Annotated in this window: 18 protein-coding genes and 1 pseudogene; 11 read left to right on the forward strand and 8 right to left on the reverse strand. The window is 66.0% G+C overall.

The window, feature by feature from the left end; translation table 11 throughout:
- Nucleotides 1-542 precede the first annotated feature (542 nt).
- The 5 genes from EKG83_RS39775 to EKG83_RS39795 all read right to left on the reverse strand — a co-directional run bounded on the left by EKG83_RS39775 (nucleotide 543) and on the right by EKG83_RS39795 (nucleotide 4,478).
- Entirely contained in the window at nucleotides 543-1,061 is a 519-nt protein-coding gene (locus tag EKG83_RS39775; RefSeq protein WP_153278725.1) for a hypothetical protein, read from the reverse strand.
- A 161-nt stretch (nucleotides 1,062-1,222) separates the two neighbouring features.
- Nucleotides 1,223-2,344, reverse strand: coding sequence for an XRE family transcriptional regulator (locus EKG83_RS39780; protein WP_084716466.1), 1,122 nt, complete (start codon nucleotides 2,342-2,344; stop codon nucleotides 1,223-1,225).
- The gene (locus EKG83_RS39785; RefSeq protein ID WP_033431445.1) at nucleotides 2,322-2,951 is read right to left on the reverse strand and encodes a hypothetical protein; all 630 of its coding nucleotides are present in this window, start codon (nucleotides 2,949-2,951) and stop codon (nucleotides 2,322-2,324) included. Before EKG83_RS39785 ends, EKG83_RS39780 begins: the two co-directional genes overlap by 23 nt.
- A 91-nt stretch (nucleotides 2,952-3,042) precedes the next feature.
- Nucleotides 3,043-3,594: a class IV adenylate cyclase gene (gene cyaB, locus EKG83_RS39790; protein ID WP_051765928.1), complete on the reverse strand. Its 552-nt coding sequence runs from the start codon at nucleotides 3,592-3,594 to the stop codon at nucleotides 3,043-3,045.
- On the reverse strand, nucleotides 3,594-4,478 hold the full coding sequence (locus EKG83_RS39795) for an aldo/keto reductase (protein WP_084716470.1): 885 nt from the start codon (nucleotides 4,476-4,478) through the stop codon (nucleotides 3,594-3,596). The genes cyaB and EKG83_RS39795 overlap by 1 nt, the downstream gene beginning before the upstream one ends.
- On the opposite strand from EKG83_RS39795, the gene EKG83_RS49310 reads away from it, so the two are divergent.
- On the forward strand, nucleotides 4,456-5,220 hold the full coding sequence (locus EKG83_RS49310; RefSeq protein ID WP_051765931.1) for a hypothetical protein: 765 nt from the start codon (nucleotides 4,456-4,458) through the stop codon (nucleotides 5,218-5,220). The two genes, EKG83_RS39795 and EKG83_RS49310, sit on opposite strands and share 23 nt — an antisense overlap.
- An 861-nt stretch (nucleotides 5,221-6,081) precedes the next feature.
- On the opposite strand, the gene EKG83_RS39810 is transcribed toward EKG83_RS49310, so the two are convergent.
- Nucleotides 6,082-6,966 carry an AbiV family abortive infection protein gene (locus EKG83_RS39810; RefSeq protein ID WP_084716487.1) on the reverse strand — a complete coding sequence of 295 codons (885 nt, stop codon included), beginning with the start codon at nucleotides 6,964-6,966 and terminating at the stop codon, nucleotides 6,082-6,084.
- Between the two features lie 224 nt (nucleotides 6,967-7,190).
- Here EKG83_RS39810 and EKG83_RS39815 point away from each other — a divergent pair, with 224 nt between their 5' ends.
- From EKG83_RS39815 to EKG83_RS39835, 5 genes and pseudogenes are all read left to right on the forward strand, one after another.
- Nucleotides 7,191-7,778 (forward strand): DUF6932 family protein, encoded by a 588-nt coding sequence (locus EKG83_RS39815; protein WP_051765933.1) that lies wholly within the window; start codon nucleotides 7,191-7,193, stop codon nucleotides 7,776-7,778.
- Nucleotides 7,775-8,665 carry a hypothetical protein gene (locus tag EKG83_RS39820; RefSeq protein ID WP_153278726.1) on the forward strand — a complete coding sequence of 297 codons (891 nt, stop codon included), beginning with the start codon at nucleotides 7,775-7,777 and terminating at the stop codon, nucleotides 8,663-8,665. Before EKG83_RS39815 ends, EKG83_RS39820 begins: the two co-directional genes overlap by 4 nt.
- A 338-nt stretch (nucleotides 8,666-9,003) precedes the next feature.
- The gene (locus EKG83_RS39825; protein WP_153278727.1) at nucleotides 9,004-10,230 is read left to right on the forward strand and encodes a hypothetical protein; all 1,227 of its coding nucleotides are present in this window, start codon (nucleotides 9,004-9,006) and stop codon (nucleotides 10,228-10,230) included.
- Between the two features lie 129 nt (nucleotides 10,231-10,359).
- A pseudogene (locus EKG83_RS39830) lies at nucleotides 10,360-10,554 on the forward strand (DNA-processing protein DprA); the annotation flags it as partial.
- A gap of 351 nt (nucleotides 10,555-10,905) precedes the next feature.
- On the forward strand, nucleotides 10,906-11,193 hold the full coding sequence (locus EKG83_RS39835) for a hypothetical protein (RefSeq protein ID WP_153278728.1): 288 nt from the start codon (nucleotides 10,906-10,908) through the stop codon (nucleotides 11,191-11,193).
- Here the strand turns inward: EKG83_RS39835 and EKG83_RS39840 are convergent.
- Complete coding sequence (locus EKG83_RS39840) at nucleotides 11,178-12,365, reverse strand: tyrosine-type recombinase/integrase (RefSeq protein ID WP_051765937.1); 1,188 nt, start codon at nucleotides 12,363-12,365, stop codon at nucleotides 11,178-11,180. The two genes, EKG83_RS39835 and EKG83_RS39840, sit on opposite strands and share 16 nt — an antisense overlap.
- A gap of 476 nt (nucleotides 12,366-12,841) precedes the next feature.
- On the opposite strand from EKG83_RS39840, the gene EKG83_RS48745 reads away from it, so the two are divergent.
- The 5 genes from EKG83_RS48745 to EKG83_RS39860 all read left to right on the forward strand — a co-directional run bounded on the left by EKG83_RS48745 (nucleotide 12,842) and on the right by EKG83_RS39860 (nucleotide 18,638).
- On the forward strand, nucleotides 12,842-12,979 hold the full coding sequence (locus EKG83_RS48745; RefSeq protein ID WP_157591524.1) for a hypothetical protein: 138 nt from the start codon (nucleotides 12,842-12,844) through the stop codon (nucleotides 12,977-12,979).
- Nucleotides 12,980-13,065: 86 nt separating this feature from the next.
- On the forward strand, nucleotides 13,066-13,386 hold the full coding sequence (locus EKG83_RS39850) for a hypothetical protein (protein WP_153278729.1): 321 nt from the start codon (nucleotides 13,066-13,068) through the stop codon (nucleotides 13,384-13,386).
- A 651-nt stretch (nucleotides 13,387-14,037) separates the two neighbouring features.
- A complete protein-coding gene (locus EKG83_RS49315; RefSeq protein ID WP_265590303.1) occupies nucleotides 14,038-14,169 on the forward strand; it encodes a hypothetical protein in 132 nt (43 codons plus the stop codon).
- A 930-nt stretch (nucleotides 14,170-15,099) separates the two neighbouring features.
- The gene (locus tag EKG83_RS39855) at nucleotides 15,100-16,284 is read left to right on the forward strand and encodes a tyrosine-type recombinase/integrase (RefSeq protein WP_153278730.1); all 1,185 of its coding nucleotides are present in this window, start codon (nucleotides 15,100-15,102) and stop codon (nucleotides 16,282-16,284) included.
- Complete coding sequence (locus EKG83_RS39860) at nucleotides 16,281-18,638, forward strand: tyrosine-type recombinase/integrase (protein ID WP_051765941.1); 2,358 nt, start codon at nucleotides 16,281-16,283, stop codon at nucleotides 18,636-18,638. The genes EKG83_RS39855 and EKG83_RS39860 overlap by 4 nt, the downstream gene beginning before the upstream one ends.
- Here EKG83_RS39860 and EKG83_RS39865 read toward each other — a convergent pair.
- Nucleotides 18,572-19,354, reverse strand: coding sequence for a DNA-processing protein DprA (locus tag EKG83_RS39865; RefSeq protein ID WP_084716473.1), 783 nt, complete (start codon nucleotides 19,352-19,354; stop codon nucleotides 18,572-18,574). The two genes, EKG83_RS39860 and EKG83_RS39865, sit on opposite strands and share 67 nt — an antisense overlap.
- Nucleotides 19,355-19,450: the final 96 nt, after the last annotated feature.

The following is a 19,450-nucleotide window of genomic DNA, read 5'->3' on the forward strand; positions in this document are numbered from 1 at the left end:
GCGATCGGGATCTTGAAGTTGGGCGGTTTTACCTGATCAGGACATGAGTGAGCCCCTGGGGCAGGGCGCCCCAGGGGCCACTTGCTAGTCTTGATCAGTCGTCTGCGGCACAGACGACTGGCATCAAACCAGCTATGTCTATCAACCCAAGAGAAGACTAGCCGGCGTTTACACGGCTCGTCAACTCGGTGGCCACGGATCACATCACCCTGTGGCTGCCGGGTGCGACCGGCGGTTCGAGGGACCCTCCCTTGGGCTTTGGTGCCATGAGCTGCCGAGAAGCGAGCAGTGAAAACCCGTGCAGGGCAAGGAGTTCTGTTCAGCGTGCCACGACAACACCTCCAGCAGACCTGAAGGCGACGTGTGGGTCTGCGCCGAATGCGGTCGACACCGGGCCAGGCGGCACCGTCGTATCCGGCGCACCCCTCGGTGATCGGAATGATGGGTTCCGCAGCGCATTGCGCTGCGGAACCCATCAAGTCCACAACCTGGCCCGACCCTTTCGACAGCGGCAGTCGGCGCCGGTGGACGGGTGGGCCGACCTAGCCGTCCAGCCCGAGCCCAGGGATCTCTTCCTCGGTGGGCGGCCACCCAGGTACCGGCAACCGTCGGCTGAGTGCCGCGATCACCCAGTCGTTGTCGCGGAGCTTCACGATGAACGAGTGGCCCGCCATAGGCGGACCGCCAGCTTCGACGTACCCGACGTGCTGCGACTCGACGAGAACCACGAGTTCCATGTCGACTCCGACCAGGGTCGGTGCACCGAAGACTCCGAAGTCGCCAGCGAGCATGTCGTACACACGACGCCAGTGAGCGATGTACCAGTCCAGCATGGACTCGGCGTCGGAGCTGTCGGGGTTCGCCTCGGCCAGGGTGGCGGCGCGGCGGTCGTCTACTCGCCCGGCCGTATTGAGTACCCATGCTTGTGCAAGTGCCAGACGAAGTGGTCCGTCGAGAACAGCCCACAGGTGCCAGCCGGGTTCATCACCGTGGAGTTCGGCCGCCCAGTCCAGCACTGTGGCGAGACCGCCCGGCAATGACGACGGGTCGATATCTGCCATGGGGCTTCGCTCCTTTTATTGAAAATGCAATTCGACGACACGAGAGAGTCCCGCCTCGCAAGGTCGCATGTACGCCTGGTTACTGCGCATAAGACTCAAATGGGCAGGTTGAATCTAGATAACCTGTAAGCGGTCCTGTTGCGAAATCGATCATTGGCAGATCACTGCCTATTGATGCTGCGAACAGAAGCCACCGGCGACTTTCGTGGACCGTCGACCTTGTCGGAGGGGGTTGGTGCAATGGACCGGAGTACAGTTGGGTGAATTGCCAGGGTGTCCGCTGCGGGACGATATGGGCGTGCACCAAAACGACGACTGAGCAACGTCCACAGCAGTAGAGGCGCCTCCTGGCCTACTGTGACCGGTTCTTTTTTGCGCCACCCTTTGGCTGAGAGTTGAACGAACAGTGAGCGTCGACGCGTCTCCCCGATCGTTTCAAGCGCAAAGCCGCGCATGATCAACGCCTGTATTGAAACACCCCATGTAGCTTTAAGGCGCGCGTAGTCACTGAGCGAGTTCTTCTCTGTGATGCTTTCCAACACTCGTTGCCGTGGTACCAGCAGCGCGCCTGCAAAGCGGTTGGCCTCGCCCTCCGGGTCCGCCGCGCGAGGACGGAACGTGTGCAGCACGAGGTGGCCGACTTCGTGGGCGAGCGTGAACCGCTCTCGGTCGCCTTGACTTCCCGGGAAACAGCCGATCAGAGCTGGCGCGCCGAGCCCACCCCAATAGGAGACACCGAAGTGTCCACCAGTGGCTGGCGGGTCGTCGGGGTCATCGGTGAGGACAATGGGAGCCACGCCGACCCCGGCTCTCTCCAGCGCCCTGGTCAGGTGAGGAATCGGTTTATCCGGTGCCAGCCGCAGGGTCTCACGGGTCTGCTCGGCAAGTTCTTCGATGTCCTCTTGAGAGAGAGTATCGCTAGTTGCGTACGGCAGTGGGGGTGTGGGGTACCCGGCATCGCCGAGCAGGTCTTCGGTTACCCGGAAACCTTCGCCGTAAAAAGCGTGCACGCGTCGAGTGACTACCTTGCTCGCCGAAGAACTCTTGCGGAAGCGCAGTGAATCCAGCGGTACCGTGGAGGGCTGCACGTGGAAAAAGCGTTGCGGCGTGTCCGTGGCCTTGGAGATGGCCTCAAGTGCGGCTTCGGTTGGTTCACGTGAGCCGGTTTCCACCTCCGAAATCCACGACTGCTGCACGCCCGACACTTCGGCGAGCTGCTTTTGGGTGAAGCCGAGCAGATCCCTCAGGGTCCGCAGACGTTCACCCGGTGAAGCCGCCAGCATCGGTGTCGCCTTCCTCGTCGCGGGGCAGTGCGAGCCCCAGATCGTCATCCGTAGGTTCGAAAGCCAGGTCGGCCAACTCCGCCGCGGTCGGAGGCAGAGGGAAGTCCAAGTCGGTCTCCGCGTGCGAACCCAACTTCCACTCGCCGATCGGCCTGACGACACGGAACCCGGCTGCCGCCGTGGAAGGGTCGATGCGCCACAGGACGAGCAACTTGTCGCGTGCCTCGCCGAACAGGGGGATCATGCCGTCCAGACGCGGCTGCCGGTAGTAGGCGCGACGCGCCTTGTTGCTGCCCGGCGGTGGGACGTCGCTGTCGTTGAGCGCGTGCAGGATGCGGATGCGGTACGACCCGTCGGTCATCCACAAGGCGCCGTTCTGCGCGTGGTTCCCCGACAGAGTCCAATCGCCCAGCTCGCCGTCCATCGTGGACAGGATGTGGTGGGCGTAGGCGCGGATGGTGTGGGTCGCGTGCCAGCGGTAGCTCCCGCCCCCTAGTTCGGGCAGGCGTTCCCGTCGAAGCTGCTCGGCGGAAGCGAACACGTCGTGCAGCGGCTCGCACAGGTCCAGCAGAGCGGTACGGACACGCTCGACGTGGTCGTTAACCATGGCAGCGATATTATCACGAGCAAAGTTAAGGACGCGAGGGGATCATGGTGCCTCTGCGCGAGGGAGCTTGCGCAGAGGCACCCGAAGCACCTCAGCGTTCACGGCCGAGGAGGATGTGGGGGTAGCCGCGGTTGACGCGGTCGCCCAGCTCGATGCCAAGGCCGGCGATGAACTTGTCGAGCCGGGCGTGAGCTTCCTCGATCGTCTCGGCCTCGCCCTTGAACTCGAACTCGACGAAGTCGCCTGCGTCGGCAACGCGGTCGAGCGCGATCTCGACCTCGTCCAGGCGCCAGGTGGTGCGGGTCTTGTCGACGGTCACCATAGGTTGGAACCCCAGGGCCTCGAACGCGTGGCGCAGCGCCTCGATGTCACAGACCGTGGTCTCGTACTCCGTGGCGTGGGCGGTGCCTTCTCCGGGCTTGTGCCACTGCTTGTAGTTGAACGAGGAGCCGCGCTGCTCGATGCGGAAACGTACCCACTCGGTGATCGTGTCCGTGGCAAGGAAGTCCTTGGCCGGGTGGTTGTAGTAGGCGTCGATCTGCCGGGACGGTTCGCTGGCGCTGGCGCCCAGTTCGGCGAGGCGGGCGGTGAGGGCGTCGGCGTCGGGCAAGGCGTACTTCTGCTCGACCTCGGTGTACCGCACTAGTGGTGTCCTTCCTGGGTGTGGGGGTGCAGTGCCGCGCGGATCTGGGCGACCTCGTCGTCGGTGAGTGGGTCGCCGAGGCACGTGACGTCGGTGTGGATCTGTTCAGGGTCTCGGAACCCGACGAGCACGATCGAGTCGAGGGCGTGGTGCAGTGCGTAGCGCAGCGCCACGCGGACCAGCTCAGCGGTGCTGGTGTCGTAGAGGGCGTGCAGCGGCGCGAGTCTGTTGACCAGCCGGCGTAGCGCTTCGGGGGCGAAGCGGGGGTCGTTGTGGCGGTGGTCGGTATCGCTGAAGTGGCGTGGGGCGCGGTGGTCGTGAGCGCTGATGAGCAATCCTTGGCCGAGTGCCTGCTTGATCAGCACGCCGACCCTATGGCGGCGGGCGAAGGCGAAGATGTCGGTCTCGTCGGGGCCGTAGAGCGGGCTGAGCAGGTTGTAGCGGGCGGTGAGGACGTCGGGGCGGATGGTGTGGAACAGCCGCAGGAACCGGCCGGTGTCGGCGGCTTCGGGCCGGTTCTGGTCGGTCCACTGTTCGGCGAAGGTGTGCGGGGCGCGCATCCCGACCGCGTGGATCAGGCCCTGCTCGCGCCACTTGCCCATCAGCTCGACCACGCCGGTCAGGTAGTGGTCGTGTTCGCCGAAGTCAGTGCTGTGCAGGAAGTAGACGTCGAGGTGGTCGGTGCCGAGGTTGTCCAGGGTGGTGGCGAGCTGGTGGCGCATCTGCCGCGGGTGGTACGGGTGGGGGGCGGTGCCGGCGAAGTAACCGACCTTGCTGGAGAGCACCAGCTCGGCGCGGTCCACGTCGCGCAGCAGGCGTCCGAGCAGGCGTTCGGAGCGGCCCAGGCCGTAGACGTCGGCGGTGTCGAACAGGGTGATGCCCAGTTCGTGGGCGTGGAAGACCCTCGCCGGCTGGACCGCCCACGACCTCGGCCTAACCGCCGAAGCCCGCCGCTACCTCACCCAGGCCGTCGCCGACACCCAGGCCGCCGACAATCCCGCCCACTCCGCGATCGTGCTCTACCACCTCGGGCGCGTCCCCCTCGACCGCGGTGACGGGCAGGAAGCGCTCAAGGTCTTCCAGCTCGGCCAGATCGCCGCCCAGGACGCCCACTCCCCGGCCGCCGTCGCCTTGCTGCATACCCACGAAGCCCTCGCCTACGCCCAGATCGGCGACGCCCGCCGGGCCGTCACCTCCCTGCGCCGCGCCGAGGACGAGTACGCCCACGCCGATGACGGCGACGACTGGCCCGAGTTCCTGAAGTTCTTCGACCTCAGCGCCTTGCAGACCAGCGCCGCCCGAGTGCACAACCAGCTCGGCCTCACCAACGCCAAGCATCGCGACGAAGCCACGGTACGCCTCAGCGCCGCACTCGACGAGGTGCCCGCCGACCGCGTCCGGCAACGCGCCTTCAACCTCGCTTGGCTGGCGACCTGCAACCTCGCCGACGGGAACCTGGCTGGCGGCGCCGAGATCGGCAGCCAGGCCCTCGACGCCGTCCGGGAGGTCAAGTCCGTCCGACTGCTCGACGCCCTCGAACCCCTCCAGACTGAGGCCGAACGCCACCAGCGCCACAGCGACGTTCGTCAACTCGCCCACGACATCCGCCAACTCCGCGCCGCGTAAACTCCATAGCTGCAAGCCCCTGAGCTGCGGATACTCAAGATCAGGGGGTGCTCGCGTGATATGATCACGTCTGCAAATAGATCTCGCCCGACCGAGTTACCTCTCACGCTTGACAACAACCGCGAATCGATCCATTCGCACTGGTAGGCGAGGGGCGAGGAGGTCGATTCCGCTTCCTCGTTACCTGGTTTTGACAGGTGCGGATGCTCGGATCAGGGACTACGTTGACGTGGCCGATGCCGCATCGTTCACCCGAAAGGGTGTGCATCGGCCCCAAAGACGCCAAAGGCCGGAGAGGATGCTCAGCAGGGGCGCAATCCCTGCTGACTCTCCGGCCTTGGCAGGGATCACCTCCTGCGCGCCCGATCTGCGGCGAGGATGAGCCCGACCCCGAGGAGCCCGGTGGTCATCGTCACTGCCGGGCTCCAACGGGCAACACCAGCGACGACGATCGTCACGGCTTCACACGCGGAGCCCGTGCACAGCAACACCCACGGGTCCCAGGACCGGCGCCACCACGGTGACCCCTCGTCCTCCGGCTTCTTTCTGTTCTCTTTCCTCTTCTCGTCCAATCAGGCGGTGCTCCTGACCTGCCCGGAGGTGTACGCATGTCGCGCACCTTTGTGGCCTCCGGCACGAGCGTGGCCAGCCACGGCTGGCGGGGTCAGGAACCCGATCGGAGGAGATCAACCGGACTTCGTGGCGCCACCCTAGCGCCATCATCACGACGACGAACCCACGTGATTCCATGCCGCATGGGTGTGTGCAGGTCACGTGCAACTGGGCCAGGAAAAAATCACTGACCTGGGACGTTCGCCCCCATGGCCACGGATCAGCGTCACTGCCTATGACTCGGGACGGCTAACCCTGGTCCTCCGTATCCGTCTCGGCCTGCCCCTCTTCTGCGGGAAGCATGCCGAGTTGGTCGGCAAGCTGAAGCAGTTCGCGGGTCTCGGCCTCGTAACCGGGCTTGCCAAGGTTGGCGAACGGATCGCTTCCTGCACCGGGCAGGTGAAGCCGGTACCCGTCGTTGTTCCACTTGGTCCCGGCACGGCCGCGGCGCATCCCGTCCAACACCTGTTCGGAGAAGTCGGACGAGTCGCCGAGGGACGAGTTGCCGAGCGCGGCGCGCATCTGCTCGATGCTTTCCTCGGATGCCGGCGGCACGTCACGGGCCATCTCCGCTTGCTGCTTGGCCTCGATGTGCTCACCCAGTCGGATCTGCCACCCGATCTGGTGAACGTGGCTGATCACCTCGCGCAGCGACGCCTCGTCCGACGCATCCGCCGGGGTGAGCACGCCGTCCTGCTCGGTGACGTCGACGTAGAAACCGCGCTGCTTGAGCACGTTGTGTCGACATGTCCAGTCCTCGATGTCGCCCAGCCAGTCGCTGTTCGCCTCCGGGTCTGAGGGCTCCGTGCCGAACCAGTACTGCTCCTGCACGAGGAAGTCGTGGACCAACTTGAGCTTGGCCTGGTGGTCGGCCCACAGCTTCCTCAACGCCGTGTTGACGAAGGGCTCGCCTTCGGGTGCGTAGGCGATCTCGACGCGTCGCCGGTGGATGGCGATGGCCTTGCCGGACTCCTCCATGCCGAGGATGGCCAGGGACCGCGCCAAGCCGACGTGGCCTAGGTCCAAGACTGCGACCGCCGACATGAGCAGTCGGTCCGCGTTCGCCAGCAGCTCGTCTTGCAGTCGCACCACCTGGGCGGGTGTCAACGGCGGCAGCGTGTTCTTCCCGGGCATGGCCACAGTGTGTACGACAGCACTGACCATCTCGCCCGCGCCGATGAGGCATCAGTGGGGTTCTGCATGCAGTCCTGGTGGATCTTGCCGAGGTGGCTGCCAGGAGTTGTAGCCCAGCCTAGAGGAGTCGGAGTCGTTACCATTACGCGATCTGACCATGCTGTGACCAGGCGTAACAGGCACCCCCTTGATCTCGATGGATCAACAGGACGTGAAGGAGTGGCGTGTCGATCCATCCCTTTCTGGACGATCAAGAGCACCTCCCACCGGGAAGGTTCCGTCTCTCGTGGGAAGAGGCGGAGGAGCTGCTGGTCGACGACCCTCTGTTTGCCGGCTCGCAGACTCGACCCGAGTTGTGGCGTGGTCTCACCAGGTACATCGCCCGGTTCTTCGAGCTGCAAGAGCAGTACGAGAGCCTGCTGGACGGTCGGCAGCTCGCTCACTTCATCTGGATCGGCGGCAGCTTCGCCAGCAAGAAGCTGGACCCGCGACAGCTCGACCTGTCGATCGCCATCGATGTCCTGGCACGACGGGCACTAGCCGGGCAGCCTGGTGTCCGTTGGTTCAATCAGGCGACCAGCCGAACATACTGCGTAGACAACTACGGAGTGTCACCCATTGAGATCCCGTTTGTCGTAGTTCCTAGCCCGTTCAGGTCGGACAAGCTTGGCCTGGACGAACAGAGCTACCTGCGGGAACGCGGTGCGTGGGATGATTGGTGGCAACGTATCCGGACGCCAGGTGTGGTGGACTGCCCTCCGTCGGAGGAGACTGCGGGAACGGCACGGGGCTACCTGGAGGTGACGCTATGACGAGAGCATGGCGCCAGCGCCTCTCAGTGGAAGACCGTACAGAACTCGACCAGTGGTGGACGACAGTGTCGGCGGGTACACCTCCCGCTGAGCTTGAGCTTGAGGAAGTCGCACGTCGCAACGCGCTCGAAGCGCGACGCGTCTACGACGAGTCGGCAACGCTCGACGAGGAACTGCACGTGCGCCTGCAAGGCCCCCTTGAGGAGGGAGAGCTTCCCTTCGAGCTGGGCCAGGAGCTGTTCAAGCCGCTCCGCGACAGTGTGAACGCGGCCACCAGCGCTCACGTCGATCTCGCACTGGCAGGTGTGATGGCCGGAAGCACGATCCTCCGGATCAAGGCCACGACTCCGCTGCCGGAGGACTCTCAAGCCCCACTGATCGCTCCTGACGCAGTGTCACCCTCCGACCAGGCAGTCCGCGCTCTGCTCGACGTCCTTGCAGAGGCCGAGGCCGAGGGCGACCCGAGAGCCTGGCCTGCCGCTCTCCGGTCGAAGCTGCCCAAACTCGCCGATGTGCTCTACGAGCACAACCTGACTGCCGAGTTCACCTGGCTCGCCAGCAGCGGGGCGATACGGCGCACTCAACTGTCCTCGCGTGGGCAAGCGTTCGTCAGGCAGCTCCGCGAGTACACGGAACAGAAGCGGACGATCGAACTGGTCGGCACGGTCACGGGACTTCGCCAAGCGGGCTGGATCGTCGTCAGCCCTGAACGCGGTCCCGACGTGAACGTCAAGATCGCGCCGAAGACCTTGGCGGCCCTGCGGCTGACGCTGTGGCAGCAAGTTCACCTTGAAGTCGAGGTCACTGCACGAGTCAACCGGGCAGGCGACGAGATGACCTCGCACTACCAGTTCCAACGCGCCCTGCATGCAGCGAACGGCGCCTAACCTGCTCGATCGCTTGCCCCGCGGTCATAGGTCAAAACTGAGCGTTCCTCATCGAGGGGGCCCGTTTGGGCCCCCTCGATGAGGAACGCTCACAAACGGACGTCGGACTTTCTCCCCTACGCTCGGCGGCCTTGGGCTTCCATGTTGAGGCTGGGCTGCTGGCGGGAGGTGGTCGATTGGTGCTCTGAGCAGTGCTGGCTACGTATCATCATCCGATGTCTGTCCGGCTTCCCGTCCACGTCGGCGTGAGCGCTCCGTTGCCGCGCCGTCCCAGGCCGCCAGTGATGCTGGGCAGCCCGCCTCATGGACCCACGACAGCCAAGGTCCAGGCCGGAGTGATGCAATCCTCGCTGGCCAGGGTCGAGATCGACTGGGAACAGTTCGGCTTGGAACCCAGGTGGCTCAAACACGAGACCTCCGACTGCGTCGCCGCCCTCCAGGCTGACTTCAACTCCGGTGCCGCCGAACAACGCAGACTCCTGGCTGGCGCTGCTGTCCGCGATGAAACGGTGCTGTTCGTCGACGTCATCGGCACCGTCGTACCGGACGAATTGCGGTCGACCTCGGACTACGAGGCTTTCCAGCGACTGCCGGACCAAGGCTTCTCTGTCGGCGCCAAGCGCCTCCCGGTGGGCACGCGCCCCGCGCTGGCTGGCGAGGTCAGCGGGGCCGACCGTGACCTGGGACTCAGGCTTCTCAACCGCGACGCGCCGCTGCCGTGGTGGGCACTCGACCTGAGCGGAGACGGCAGAAACCACAACGGTAGATGGATCTCCGAGGAACCGCCCGGCGAGTTGCGGCCGATCCTGCACGACTCGTTGGGCGAACCCGTTGCGGCAGTCTGGGTGTCACCGGACGAGCGACTGCGGTGGTACCTCGTGCCGGACGGCACCGACTGGAACACCATCTTGGACTGGCTTGTCCACCAGGCCATTCCTGCCTACATCCCCAGTGCTGCCTCCCGTTTCAGGCTTGCCTCGTCAGTCGACCCGAGTCTGGAGACCGAAGCGGAAAGCCAGGCACGCAGGGCACTAGTCGAGATGGAGGAAAGGCACGCCGTCGAACGGGCACACCTGGAGAACGTCCTGGCTGAAGCCAGGGCCGCGGCCGACTCCATGCGCGAGGGCCTGCTGTACAGCTCCGGCGACGTGCTCGTCCAAGCCGTTGCCCAGGTCCTGACCGCGGCCGGTTTCGCCGTGGATGATCTTGATGTCTCCCTCGGCGCGACGATCTCAGCCGACCTGCTCGTCACACTCGGTTCTCACCGCCGTCTGATCGAAGTGAAGTCGGCAGGTCGGAGCGCTAGCGAGTCCCTGGTCCTCGACCTGAAACGACACCTGGACACCTGGGCCGTCGTGTCGCCAGGTCAGCCGGTCGAGGGAGGAACCCTCGTCGTCAACCACGACCTGCGGGTCCCTCCAAGCCAGCGGACTCGGCCGGTCTATCGCCGTCGAGAGTTCGTCGCGTCACTAACGCTTCCCGTGATCTCGACACTCGACTTGTACGACTGGTGGCGTGCAGGGAACTGGGACGCGATCCGAACAGCAGTGTGGGGTCGGTCGTAGCACCCACTGACGGGGCAGGCCGCATTCAGTCATGAAGGTTCGACCACCTTGTCGGGTGGGCACGCATCGATGGTGGCGGCAGTCTGGAAACAGCCGGTTGTACAACACAGGCAGACCGGCTAGAGAACCTACGGCATCGACGGCGCGGCCCATCGCGGTGCTCTCGGCGCGGGTGGCCCGACCATCGCGGTGCTGGCCTGCGGGGTGGACACGGCCTACCCGGCGGGCCACCGGGTGCTGATCGACCGCATCGCCGACCAGGGCCTGGTCGTGAGCGAGTACCCGCCCACCCACAGCCCGGCGCGTCACCGGTTCCTTATCCGGACTAACGGTGACCAGGTCGTCATCGGAGTTGGGCAGTGCTTGCGTCTCTAACCCCAAGAAGTGCAGACTGGAAGGGCTGCATGCTGACCCACTACTCGAGGGGTCGGCGCAGCGAGGACGGAGCGGATTCCGACGACGTAGACGTCCTCACAACATGGCGACGAACATGCGGCGATACCGAGCAAGCCGCTTGAGGTGTTGAAGCCCGGACTTGTTCAGGGGGTGGCATCCCCTCCCGAGAGTCCAGCCCGTCGGAGGCGGACCTCAGCTGACCAGCGCTGACTGGTCGGACTGAGGGCTGCCTTCAAGATCGTCAAGTCCTCAGTCCGACCTCCTGTAGGGAGGGCGAGGATGTCGCAGCTCGGTTTGTCTCTTCAGATTTTGTTCGACCTCACCCTTCAGCTCGCCGTCTCGGCCTCGACCGACGAGTCGAGCACGCTGAAGGTTCTGTCCCACCCGGTGGTCATCAAAGGGCTCACCGTGGTCATTTCGTGCCTGCTGGGTCTAGTGGTGGCTCTGGTGGCAGGCATCTTGACCCGCCGAACCCAGCGCCTGAGCATCGCCATTGGTGCTGGAGGCGGTGCGTTCGTCGCGACGGTGTTGCTGTGCATGGCGATCTTGACCTATCTCGTGGAGTAGTGGGCGGTCGCGCTGGCAATCGTCAGATCGAGGTGGGGTCCGGGCGTGGCCTGGACCCCACCTCGGACTAGCTGTTGGATCTCCGCCGTGGTCGAGAGGTGGGCGTGGCCCAGGATGGTCTGCACGTCCCGCTCGGAGAGGTTCTCGTCGGCGACCATGCGCAACGCCGCGGTGTGCCGCAGGTCGTGCATCGACCAGTTCGTGCCGAGCTTCGCGTTGGCCCTGGTGAGAACCTTGCGCAACGCGTCGTAGTTCAATGGGTACCTCCGTAGCCCGTCTCCGCGGTCACGGCGGCGCAGCGTCTGCCAGACCGGTTCGTCCGGGCCCAGCGGAGTGCCCAGGTCGGCCAGGTGCAGCCGCAGCCAGACCAACGCCTCCGAGCTCACCGGCAGCCACTGTTCGGCGCGTGTGCCCTTGCGGATCACCCGCACCCGCTGCTCGCCCCAGTCCACGTCGACCCCGCGAACCCCGAGGACCTCCTCGGCGCGGACGCCGTTGCTGACCGCCATCGCCAGCAGCGCCCGGTCCCGGTTCGAGCCCAGCGCCCCGAACAGCTCCCGCCACCGCTGGTCCGGGATCTTCCGCGGCCGCTGCTTGGGCAGCCTGGGGTTGTAGCGGATCCGCCCCTCCGGACGGAACGGCTCCAGCGGGTTGTGGTGGGCGTTGGGACGTCGTCCCCGCCGATCCAACTGCACGGGGTTGATCAACGGCCCTTCGCCCACCTCCAGCCAGAACTCGTAGAACGCCCGCACCACCGCGTTCGAGTGCCGCACCGTCCTGGCCGCGTAGCGGTCGTCCAAGTAGCGCTTCCGGGTGATCGGGTTGACCGTCCCCGCCGTGGCCCTGGACGCCGTTCGCGCCGAATTCCGCAGCTTGGTGGCGTGCTGCAACCACAACGCCAGGTCCCGCGCCTCGGCCGGGGTCGCCTTGTCCCACTCGACGTCCACCGCCTGGAGCCACCGCCACCACCGCAACAACGCGTAGGCGTAGCTGCGCACCGACGCCGGACGCCCATCCTGCGCCACGAAGTCCGCCAGGTACCGACGCACCGGCCGCACCGCCACCCTGTCGGGGTCGTACACCAGCCACGGCACCACACCCTCAGCCGGCAGGACCCGGCCCCACCTCGGCAGCTGGATCGACCTGACATCCCGCTCCACCTCGTCGAACACACACGCCCCTCACCAGTCGATGACGATGCGAGGTGTACCGACCGCCCACGCGCAAGTAGTCATGCTGATTCGGCGTGTCGTCTCTTAGTCCGGTCAATAGACCTGACCAGGAACCGGCTCATGGGCGATTCTCTGGGGAAGACGGACCTAGTGAGAACCTGGAGGGCTGTTTTCGCAGCTCAGCGACTCAGCAGAGGAGTGTAGTGATCACGACAGGTGTGGGGCAAGGCGCCTGAGAAGTCGTGTCGCGACGCCTTGAAGGTCTGTGGTTGGGAACTCTGACTCTTGGCCGCTCGTTGGTTTGTTGACCGGGCTCTCCTGCGATCGCGGCAGGGCGCGCGTGGGTTGAGGTGCCTCCCCGCTGAGTGCTGTCCGTTCTGTCTGCGCTGGTCATCGCCGCCATCCCGTTTCCCCGGCTCCTTCCCCTGGTTGACGTTTTGAAGGCCCCAATCTGGGCCGGGAGACGGGAGACCGGGATGCCTCTGGAACTGTTAGTCGTGATCATCTCTGCTGGGGCGGGCATCACCGCGTCGGTGATCAACGCTGTCGGCCGGATCGTCGCTGCTCGACTGGGGGCCTCCAAGAAAGCGACTCAGGCCGGTCTGGAGGAGTGAGCGGGTCAGGCTCGGGCGGGGCCGTAAGACCCGCCCGAGTGTGTCTAGGCTGGTTGGCGATCGGTGGCCGGATGAGGGTGAGTTGGATGGCTCATGTGCCGATGACACGCGAGGACGCGGCGGAGTTGTGGGATCTGTTGTGCAGGGTGAACGGGCCTCGTCCCAACCCGATGCCCGAGCATCAGACGGACGAGGAGTGGCGCGAGGGTGCCGTCAACACCTGGTTCGTGTCGGCGACGCTCAGCGGCTGGGACCGGGCGGAGGTCTTCCCGATCGTCGAGGACTTGGCCCGTTGGGCTGCGGAGGATGGTTGGCAGTGGCTGGCTGAGGACTCGGTGGTGTCGAGGCCGGTTCTACCGGCGGACATCAACCACTTGATCGAGTTGCGACGGTCGCTGGAGAGGTGACGGTCGTGGTCGGTCTTGTTCGTGAACCGGCCGGGCTGATTGCCGACGTGCTGCGTCGCCCTGTCGGCGACCAGGGTGGGGCGCCCGCGGTCGTGCTGCGGGCGCCCCGTTGGTGTTACTGCTGCGGCGTGCGCTGGGGAGCGCGTCTGGGCCCGTGGTGGCAGACCTCGCAGACCCAGACGTCGCCGTCGGGCGTCGGTGCCGTCACGTCCTGACAGACGCCGCACCACTCGTGGTTGTTCATCCTGACCTTCTTTCTGCTGGTCAGGGCACCACGCCCCGGAGGAGCTGCTCCTCGGGGCACTCGTCGATGGGGCGTTAGTTGGCGGTCCGGGTTACTTTCGGCCCCAACTTGACGCTCCGAGTTAGCTTGGTTAGTCTCTTTTATGCGTGGAAAAGAGCATAAATAGCTAGTGACGCCCTGTGTGCACCTGCGCCAACAGGTGTGCCGGTGATCATAGCATCCCGGACCTCCTGCGGACTCCCGTGGGAGGTCTGCGGCGTACCCTCGTGTTGCTCGGTCGGATCGAGGTATCTCCCCGCTGAGCCTGTTTCCCCAGGTCAACCTCGGTGTCCTGTCGTCCTGCGTCTGTCTCCGGCAGAAGGTTTGAGGCGACCCCCGTAGTGGGGTCCGCGAACCAGGGGGACTGCATGTCTCTGGACGTCGTGATCGGTGTAGGGGCGGACGTCATCGGCGCGGTGGTCGGCGTGGTCGGGTTGATCATCGCCGCCCGACTGCCGCGGCCCAAGGACGAGGAGGACAAGACCGGGTCGGAGGAGTGAGGGCGGTCGAGGTCGGGCGGGCCGCAGGGCCCGCCCGACCTCGACCGCGGGCTTCAGCCGGTTCGGTTGAGGTTCGCGATGAGTTGCCGGTTCGCTCCCCGCGCGGCCTCCAGTTCCTGATCGCGCTCGTCGAGCTGGCCCTGCCGACGGCGACCTCGCCAACGGCACCGAGATCGGCAACCAGGCCCTCGACGCCGTCCGCGAGGTCAACTCCACCCGCCTGCTCGACGCCCTTGAACCCCTCCAGACCGAGGCCGAGCGGCACCGGCACAACAGCGACGTCCGCCAACTCGCTCACGACGTGCGACAACTCCGCGCTATCGCCTGAACCAGCCGCGGACGCATCGTCACCGCATGGCCACGGTCACCGAGGTGGCGAAACCGGCCTCGGGAGACTCAAAACTGAGGGTTCCTATAGTTCTGTAGTTCCAGGGAAACATAGGAGTGGTCCCACTGGGTGGCCGCCGCCGAAGCAGCCGACGTCGGCCTCCTCGAAGACCACCTTGCGGAGAGGATTGAACGGACTCCTTCACGGGCAACATCCATGTCTGCCGGGCGACTCGCCGCCCGACCATGGCGCGCCTCATCGAGACCGCAGCACATGAGCCATGCTGCTGATCACGTAATCGGACTCAAGTCGACACCGCAGCGCATCCGCCAGCCGCCTCGCCTTGCACGACATCTGTCGTGATCGCTAAGCTGGACTTAGACGGTCACTGAGCTGCGCAAACTCCTCTGCGACGCGCCGCATCAGGCGACGACCCCCACAGAATCCGCGATGAGCCGGTTGCGGGTGAGGTGTGTTGACTGCACTACGGAAGGTTGATCGCATGGTCTTTGATCTCCGCGAGCAGAAGGGTGCGGAGGTCCCACTTGGGTGCGGAGCAGGTACGCGACGTCTCGCGGCTGGTTGTTCCAAGGGTCGGCAGGGTGATCGAGCGGCCGGGCGAGGTGCCCGGCTGGGAGTTGCAGGACGCGGTGGAGGAACCGGTCGCGCCGGTGCAGCAGTTCCTGTCCGACTTCGCCGCTCGCGACAGCAGTCCATCGAGCGTGCGGTCGTACGCGATGGCCCTGCTGCGCTGGTCTCGCATGTTGTGGACGTGGAACGTGGCTTGGGACCAGGCGACCTCGAACGAAGTTCGCGACTACGTGCTGTGGCTGCGGCAGGCGCGTAAGCACCGCCCAACCGAACCGACGACCCTCGTGCCGGGCTCGGTCAACACGAAGACCGGCAAGCGCTACCCCGGAGACGGCTACGCGCCCCGCACTATCAACCACAACCTGGCGGTGCTCTACGAGTTCTACGCATTTCACCTGAATGAGGGACGCGGCCCGGTACGCAATCCGGTGCCGGAGCGGCGGGACCGGAACGCGGAGCGGTTCGCAGCACATCACAACCCACTTCAGGCGTTCCCGCAGGTGAGACGCGGTGCCTATCGACAGAAGGAGCCCAAGCGGACGCCTCGCTCGATCCCGGACGCGGCGGTGGACGATCTGTTCGCCGGGCTGAACAGCCATCGCGACCGGGCGATGATCGCCTTCTACCTGTCCAGCGGAGCCCGGCCCAGCGAGTTGATCACGATGACCAACGAGATGGTCGACCCTGGCAATCAGGCCATCGCGGTGATCAGGAAGGGCTCGCGCAGCCTCCAGTGGCTGCCTGCCAGCCCAGACGCGTTCGTCTGGTTGCGCCTGGCCCAGGCCCAGATGCCCGAGGAGCTGGCCGAGCCGCGGGCGATGACGTGGTGGACCCTGCGACGCCCCTACCGTCCGATGAACTACTTCGCTGTGCGAAGAGTCTTCCAGCGCGTGAACCAGGTCGGTGGCACCAACTGGACCCTGCACGACCTGCGACACACCGCAGCCACCCGGATGGTCACCGATCCCTCGATGAGCCTGACGGACGTCCAGACGATCCTCGGCCACGCCTGGGTGACCTCGACCCAGATCTACACCCAGCCGCGCCAGGAGGAGGTGTTCGCCCACGCCCAAGCCCACTTCAAGCGACTTCGCGAGAAGGAGAGCGACCCGGCTCCTCCGGTGGCGCACCTCCCGGCGACGGCGTCCCGTTACAACCCCGACGACTTGAACGAGCTGTTCGGAGATCTCCGGTGAGCACCACACACGCAGACGGCGCAACGAGGCAGGCCAGCACGGAGAAGTCTGCGCCCCCGCCGACATCTCCGCCGCGCCCGACGAGCTGGCCAGGCACTCGCCTGCTCGCCGCCACAATCATCAGCCGCGGGCACGCCCTGCCGACTGCCGGCCTCTCCTCGGGAGAAGCCCTGTTCAGCCTGAAACGCGTCCTGGCTGCGCTGGAGAAGTTCCCGGGACAGACCTGGCAGGAACGCTGGCTGGCATCGGGCTGCGACACGCCCGATGCGGACTGGATGGACCCGCTGACCAAGGACTGGGGTGGGATAAGCGCAGCTCAGGCCCGTCAGTATGCGATCAGTGGCCTGACCGTGCTGCTCTGCCTGGACGTGATCCGGCCGAGCTACGACTGGCTGCACACGGCCAAGCTGGTCCGGGCGAACCGTCTGATCCGTGAACTGCGCGATCCCGGCTTCGAGAAGCAGCTCACCGACTACGCCCACGACCACGAGATCTCGGCGCCGCAGGCGATGAAGGTCCTGGTGATCCTCAGCAAGGTCATGATGCACACCGGTCGCTCGATCATGGAGATAACCCCTGACGACCTGGTCGAATACCAGCACGCGACGATGGCGCTGCGCGGCAAGGGCGACGGCGTCGACTCCGCCTGGGAGGTGCTGATCCGCCTGGGGGGCTTCCCCAAGGACACACTGCCGTTCCGCCAGGCGACCCACCGCGGTCAGCGCACGACCACGGAGTTGATCGACTACTACGACCTCAAGTGCCAGCCGGTCCGTGACCTGCTGATCCGCTACCTCGACGAACGCGCCCCCACTCTCGACTACAGCACGCTTCGCCAACTGGCCTACAAGCTGGCCTACGCGTTCTGGCAGGACCTGGAGGACCACCATCCGGGCATCTCCAGCCTCGACCTGCCCGCCGAGGTCGCCACCGCCTGGAAGAAGCGCGTGACGAGCATCCGGACCGATCCCTGGCCGATCTTGATGACCATCCGCGCGTTCTACCTCGACATCGCCCACTGGGCGACCTACGACGCGTACTGGGCACCCTGGGCGAGCCGTTGCCCCGTGAGCGCAGCCGACACCAAGGGCCAGGGGAAGCACAAGAAGAAGGTCCGCGCCAAGTATCACCAGCGCACACGGTCGCTCACACCGCATCTACCCAGGTTGCTGCTCGGCGCGGACGAGCACCTTGCCTTCGAGTCCGAACGGCTCGCCCTCGCCCAGCAGACGCCACTCGGCGAGACCTTCAGCTTCCGCGGCCAGGACTACGAGCACACGCCGTTGAAGTCACTCCAGTACAGCAACAGCTACCTCGGCACGGGGCGCGTGTGGCTTCGCGACTTGAGCACCGGGGAACGCATCGACCAGACCCAGCAGGAGGACTTCGCGTTCTGGTCGTGGGCGGCGATCAACACGTTCTACTACACCGGGATGCGGCTGGAGGAGTTGTCCGAGCTGACCAGCACGGCCCTGTTCACCTACCGCCTCCCCGAGACCGGCGAGGTCCTGCCGTTGTTGCAGGTCGTTCCTTCCAAGACGGACGCCGAGCGCATCCTGATGGTGCCCCCGGAGCTGGCGCACGTCTTGGCGCGCGTCAAGCATCGGGTACGCGCCGACAGTCCCGCGGTGCCGCTCGTGGTCCGCTTCGACTACCACGAGAAGAAGACGTCCGCGCCGTTGCCGTTCCTGTTTCAGCGCCGGTACGGCGTCCGACGACGAGTCATCTCCGCGTACTCGTTCGCGGGCATGATCACGCGCACGATCGCCCGAGCGGGGATCGTTGACGCGAACGGCGAGCCGATCCACGTCACCCCGCATGACTTCCGAAGGATGTTCGCAACCGAGGCCGTCTCAGGCGGTCTGCCCATCCACATCGTCGCCAAGCTGCTGGGGCACGAGTCCCTTGCCACCACAGAGGGCTACGCGGCCGTCTATCCCGAGGACGTCGTCCGCCACTACCGCAGCTTCATCACCCGACGCCGTGCCCAGCGCCCGAGCGAGGAGTACCGCGACCCCACCGACACCGAGTGGGAGGAGTTCCACCAGCACTTCCGCAAGCGCAAGGTCGAACTCGGCAACTGTGGCCGCGGCTACGGCACCCCCTGCCAGCACGAGCACGCTTGCATCCGGTGCCCGATGCTTCGTCCGGACGCCAGTCAGCGCGCCCGCCTCGAAGAGATCGTCGTCAACCTCCAGGAACGCCTCGTCGAAGCCCGGGAACGCGGCTGGTTCGGCGAAGTCGAAGGCATCGAGGTCAGCATCTCCGCAGCTCAGGACAAGCTCGCTCAGATGACCCGACAGGTCAACCTGGGGCTGCCCGGCATCCGGTTCGGACAGCCCGAAACGACGTGAATCGACGTCATGTTTCCGGGTGCTCCGGCCGCCTTGGTGGTGCAGAGAAGGAACCGGTGGCGGGCGGGCGTGTGGTTCGGCGGGTACTCGCTCACCACCAGCCCCTGCGCGGCGATGCGCTCGATCAACGCCCGGTGCCCGGCGGGGTAGGCGACGTCCACCCCGCAGGCCAGCACCGCGATGGTGGGGCCGTCCGCGCCGAGCGCGCCCCGGTGCGCCGCGCCGTCGATGCCGTAGGCCGCGCCGGAGACCACGGTGACCCCGGCCCCGGCGAGCCCGAACCCCAGCTCGCCGGCCACGTGCTGCCCGTACCCGGAAGCCGCCCGACTGCCCACCACCGCGACGGCCCGCTGGGTCGACTCGGTCAGGTCGTGGTCGCCGCGCACCCAGAGCGCCAGGGGTTCCAGGCCGCAGCGCAACCCGTTCGCGGCGGCGATGGCCAACGCGTTGAAGGGCCACCTCGGCCACTCGTCGTCCTCGGGGACCACCAGGCGCCCGCCCGCCTCGGTGACGAGTTCGAGGTCCTGCTCGGCCCGGTCCTCGGCGCGGCGGGCGGAGGTCTGGCTGTCGACGGCCGGGGGCACCTCGCCCGCCCTGACCCGCGCCGCCGCCTGGACGGGGCCGACCTCGGCGACGAAGGCGGCCAGGGCGTTGGCCGGTGGTTCGGCTACCCGGGAGAGGTAGGCACGGGCCAGTCGGAGTTCGTCACTGGTCATCGCCGGCTCGCGCGGGAGAGGTGGAGGGAGCCGGAGGGCCGGAGGGGAGGTAGGTGGAGGGGAGGTAGGTGGACAGGGCGGTGAGCCGGGTTGCGG

The organism is Saccharothrix syringae (assembly GCF_009498035.1).
Lineage (GTDB): Bacteria > Actinomycetota > Actinomycetes > Mycobacteriales > Pseudonocardiaceae > Actinosynnema > Actinosynnema syringae.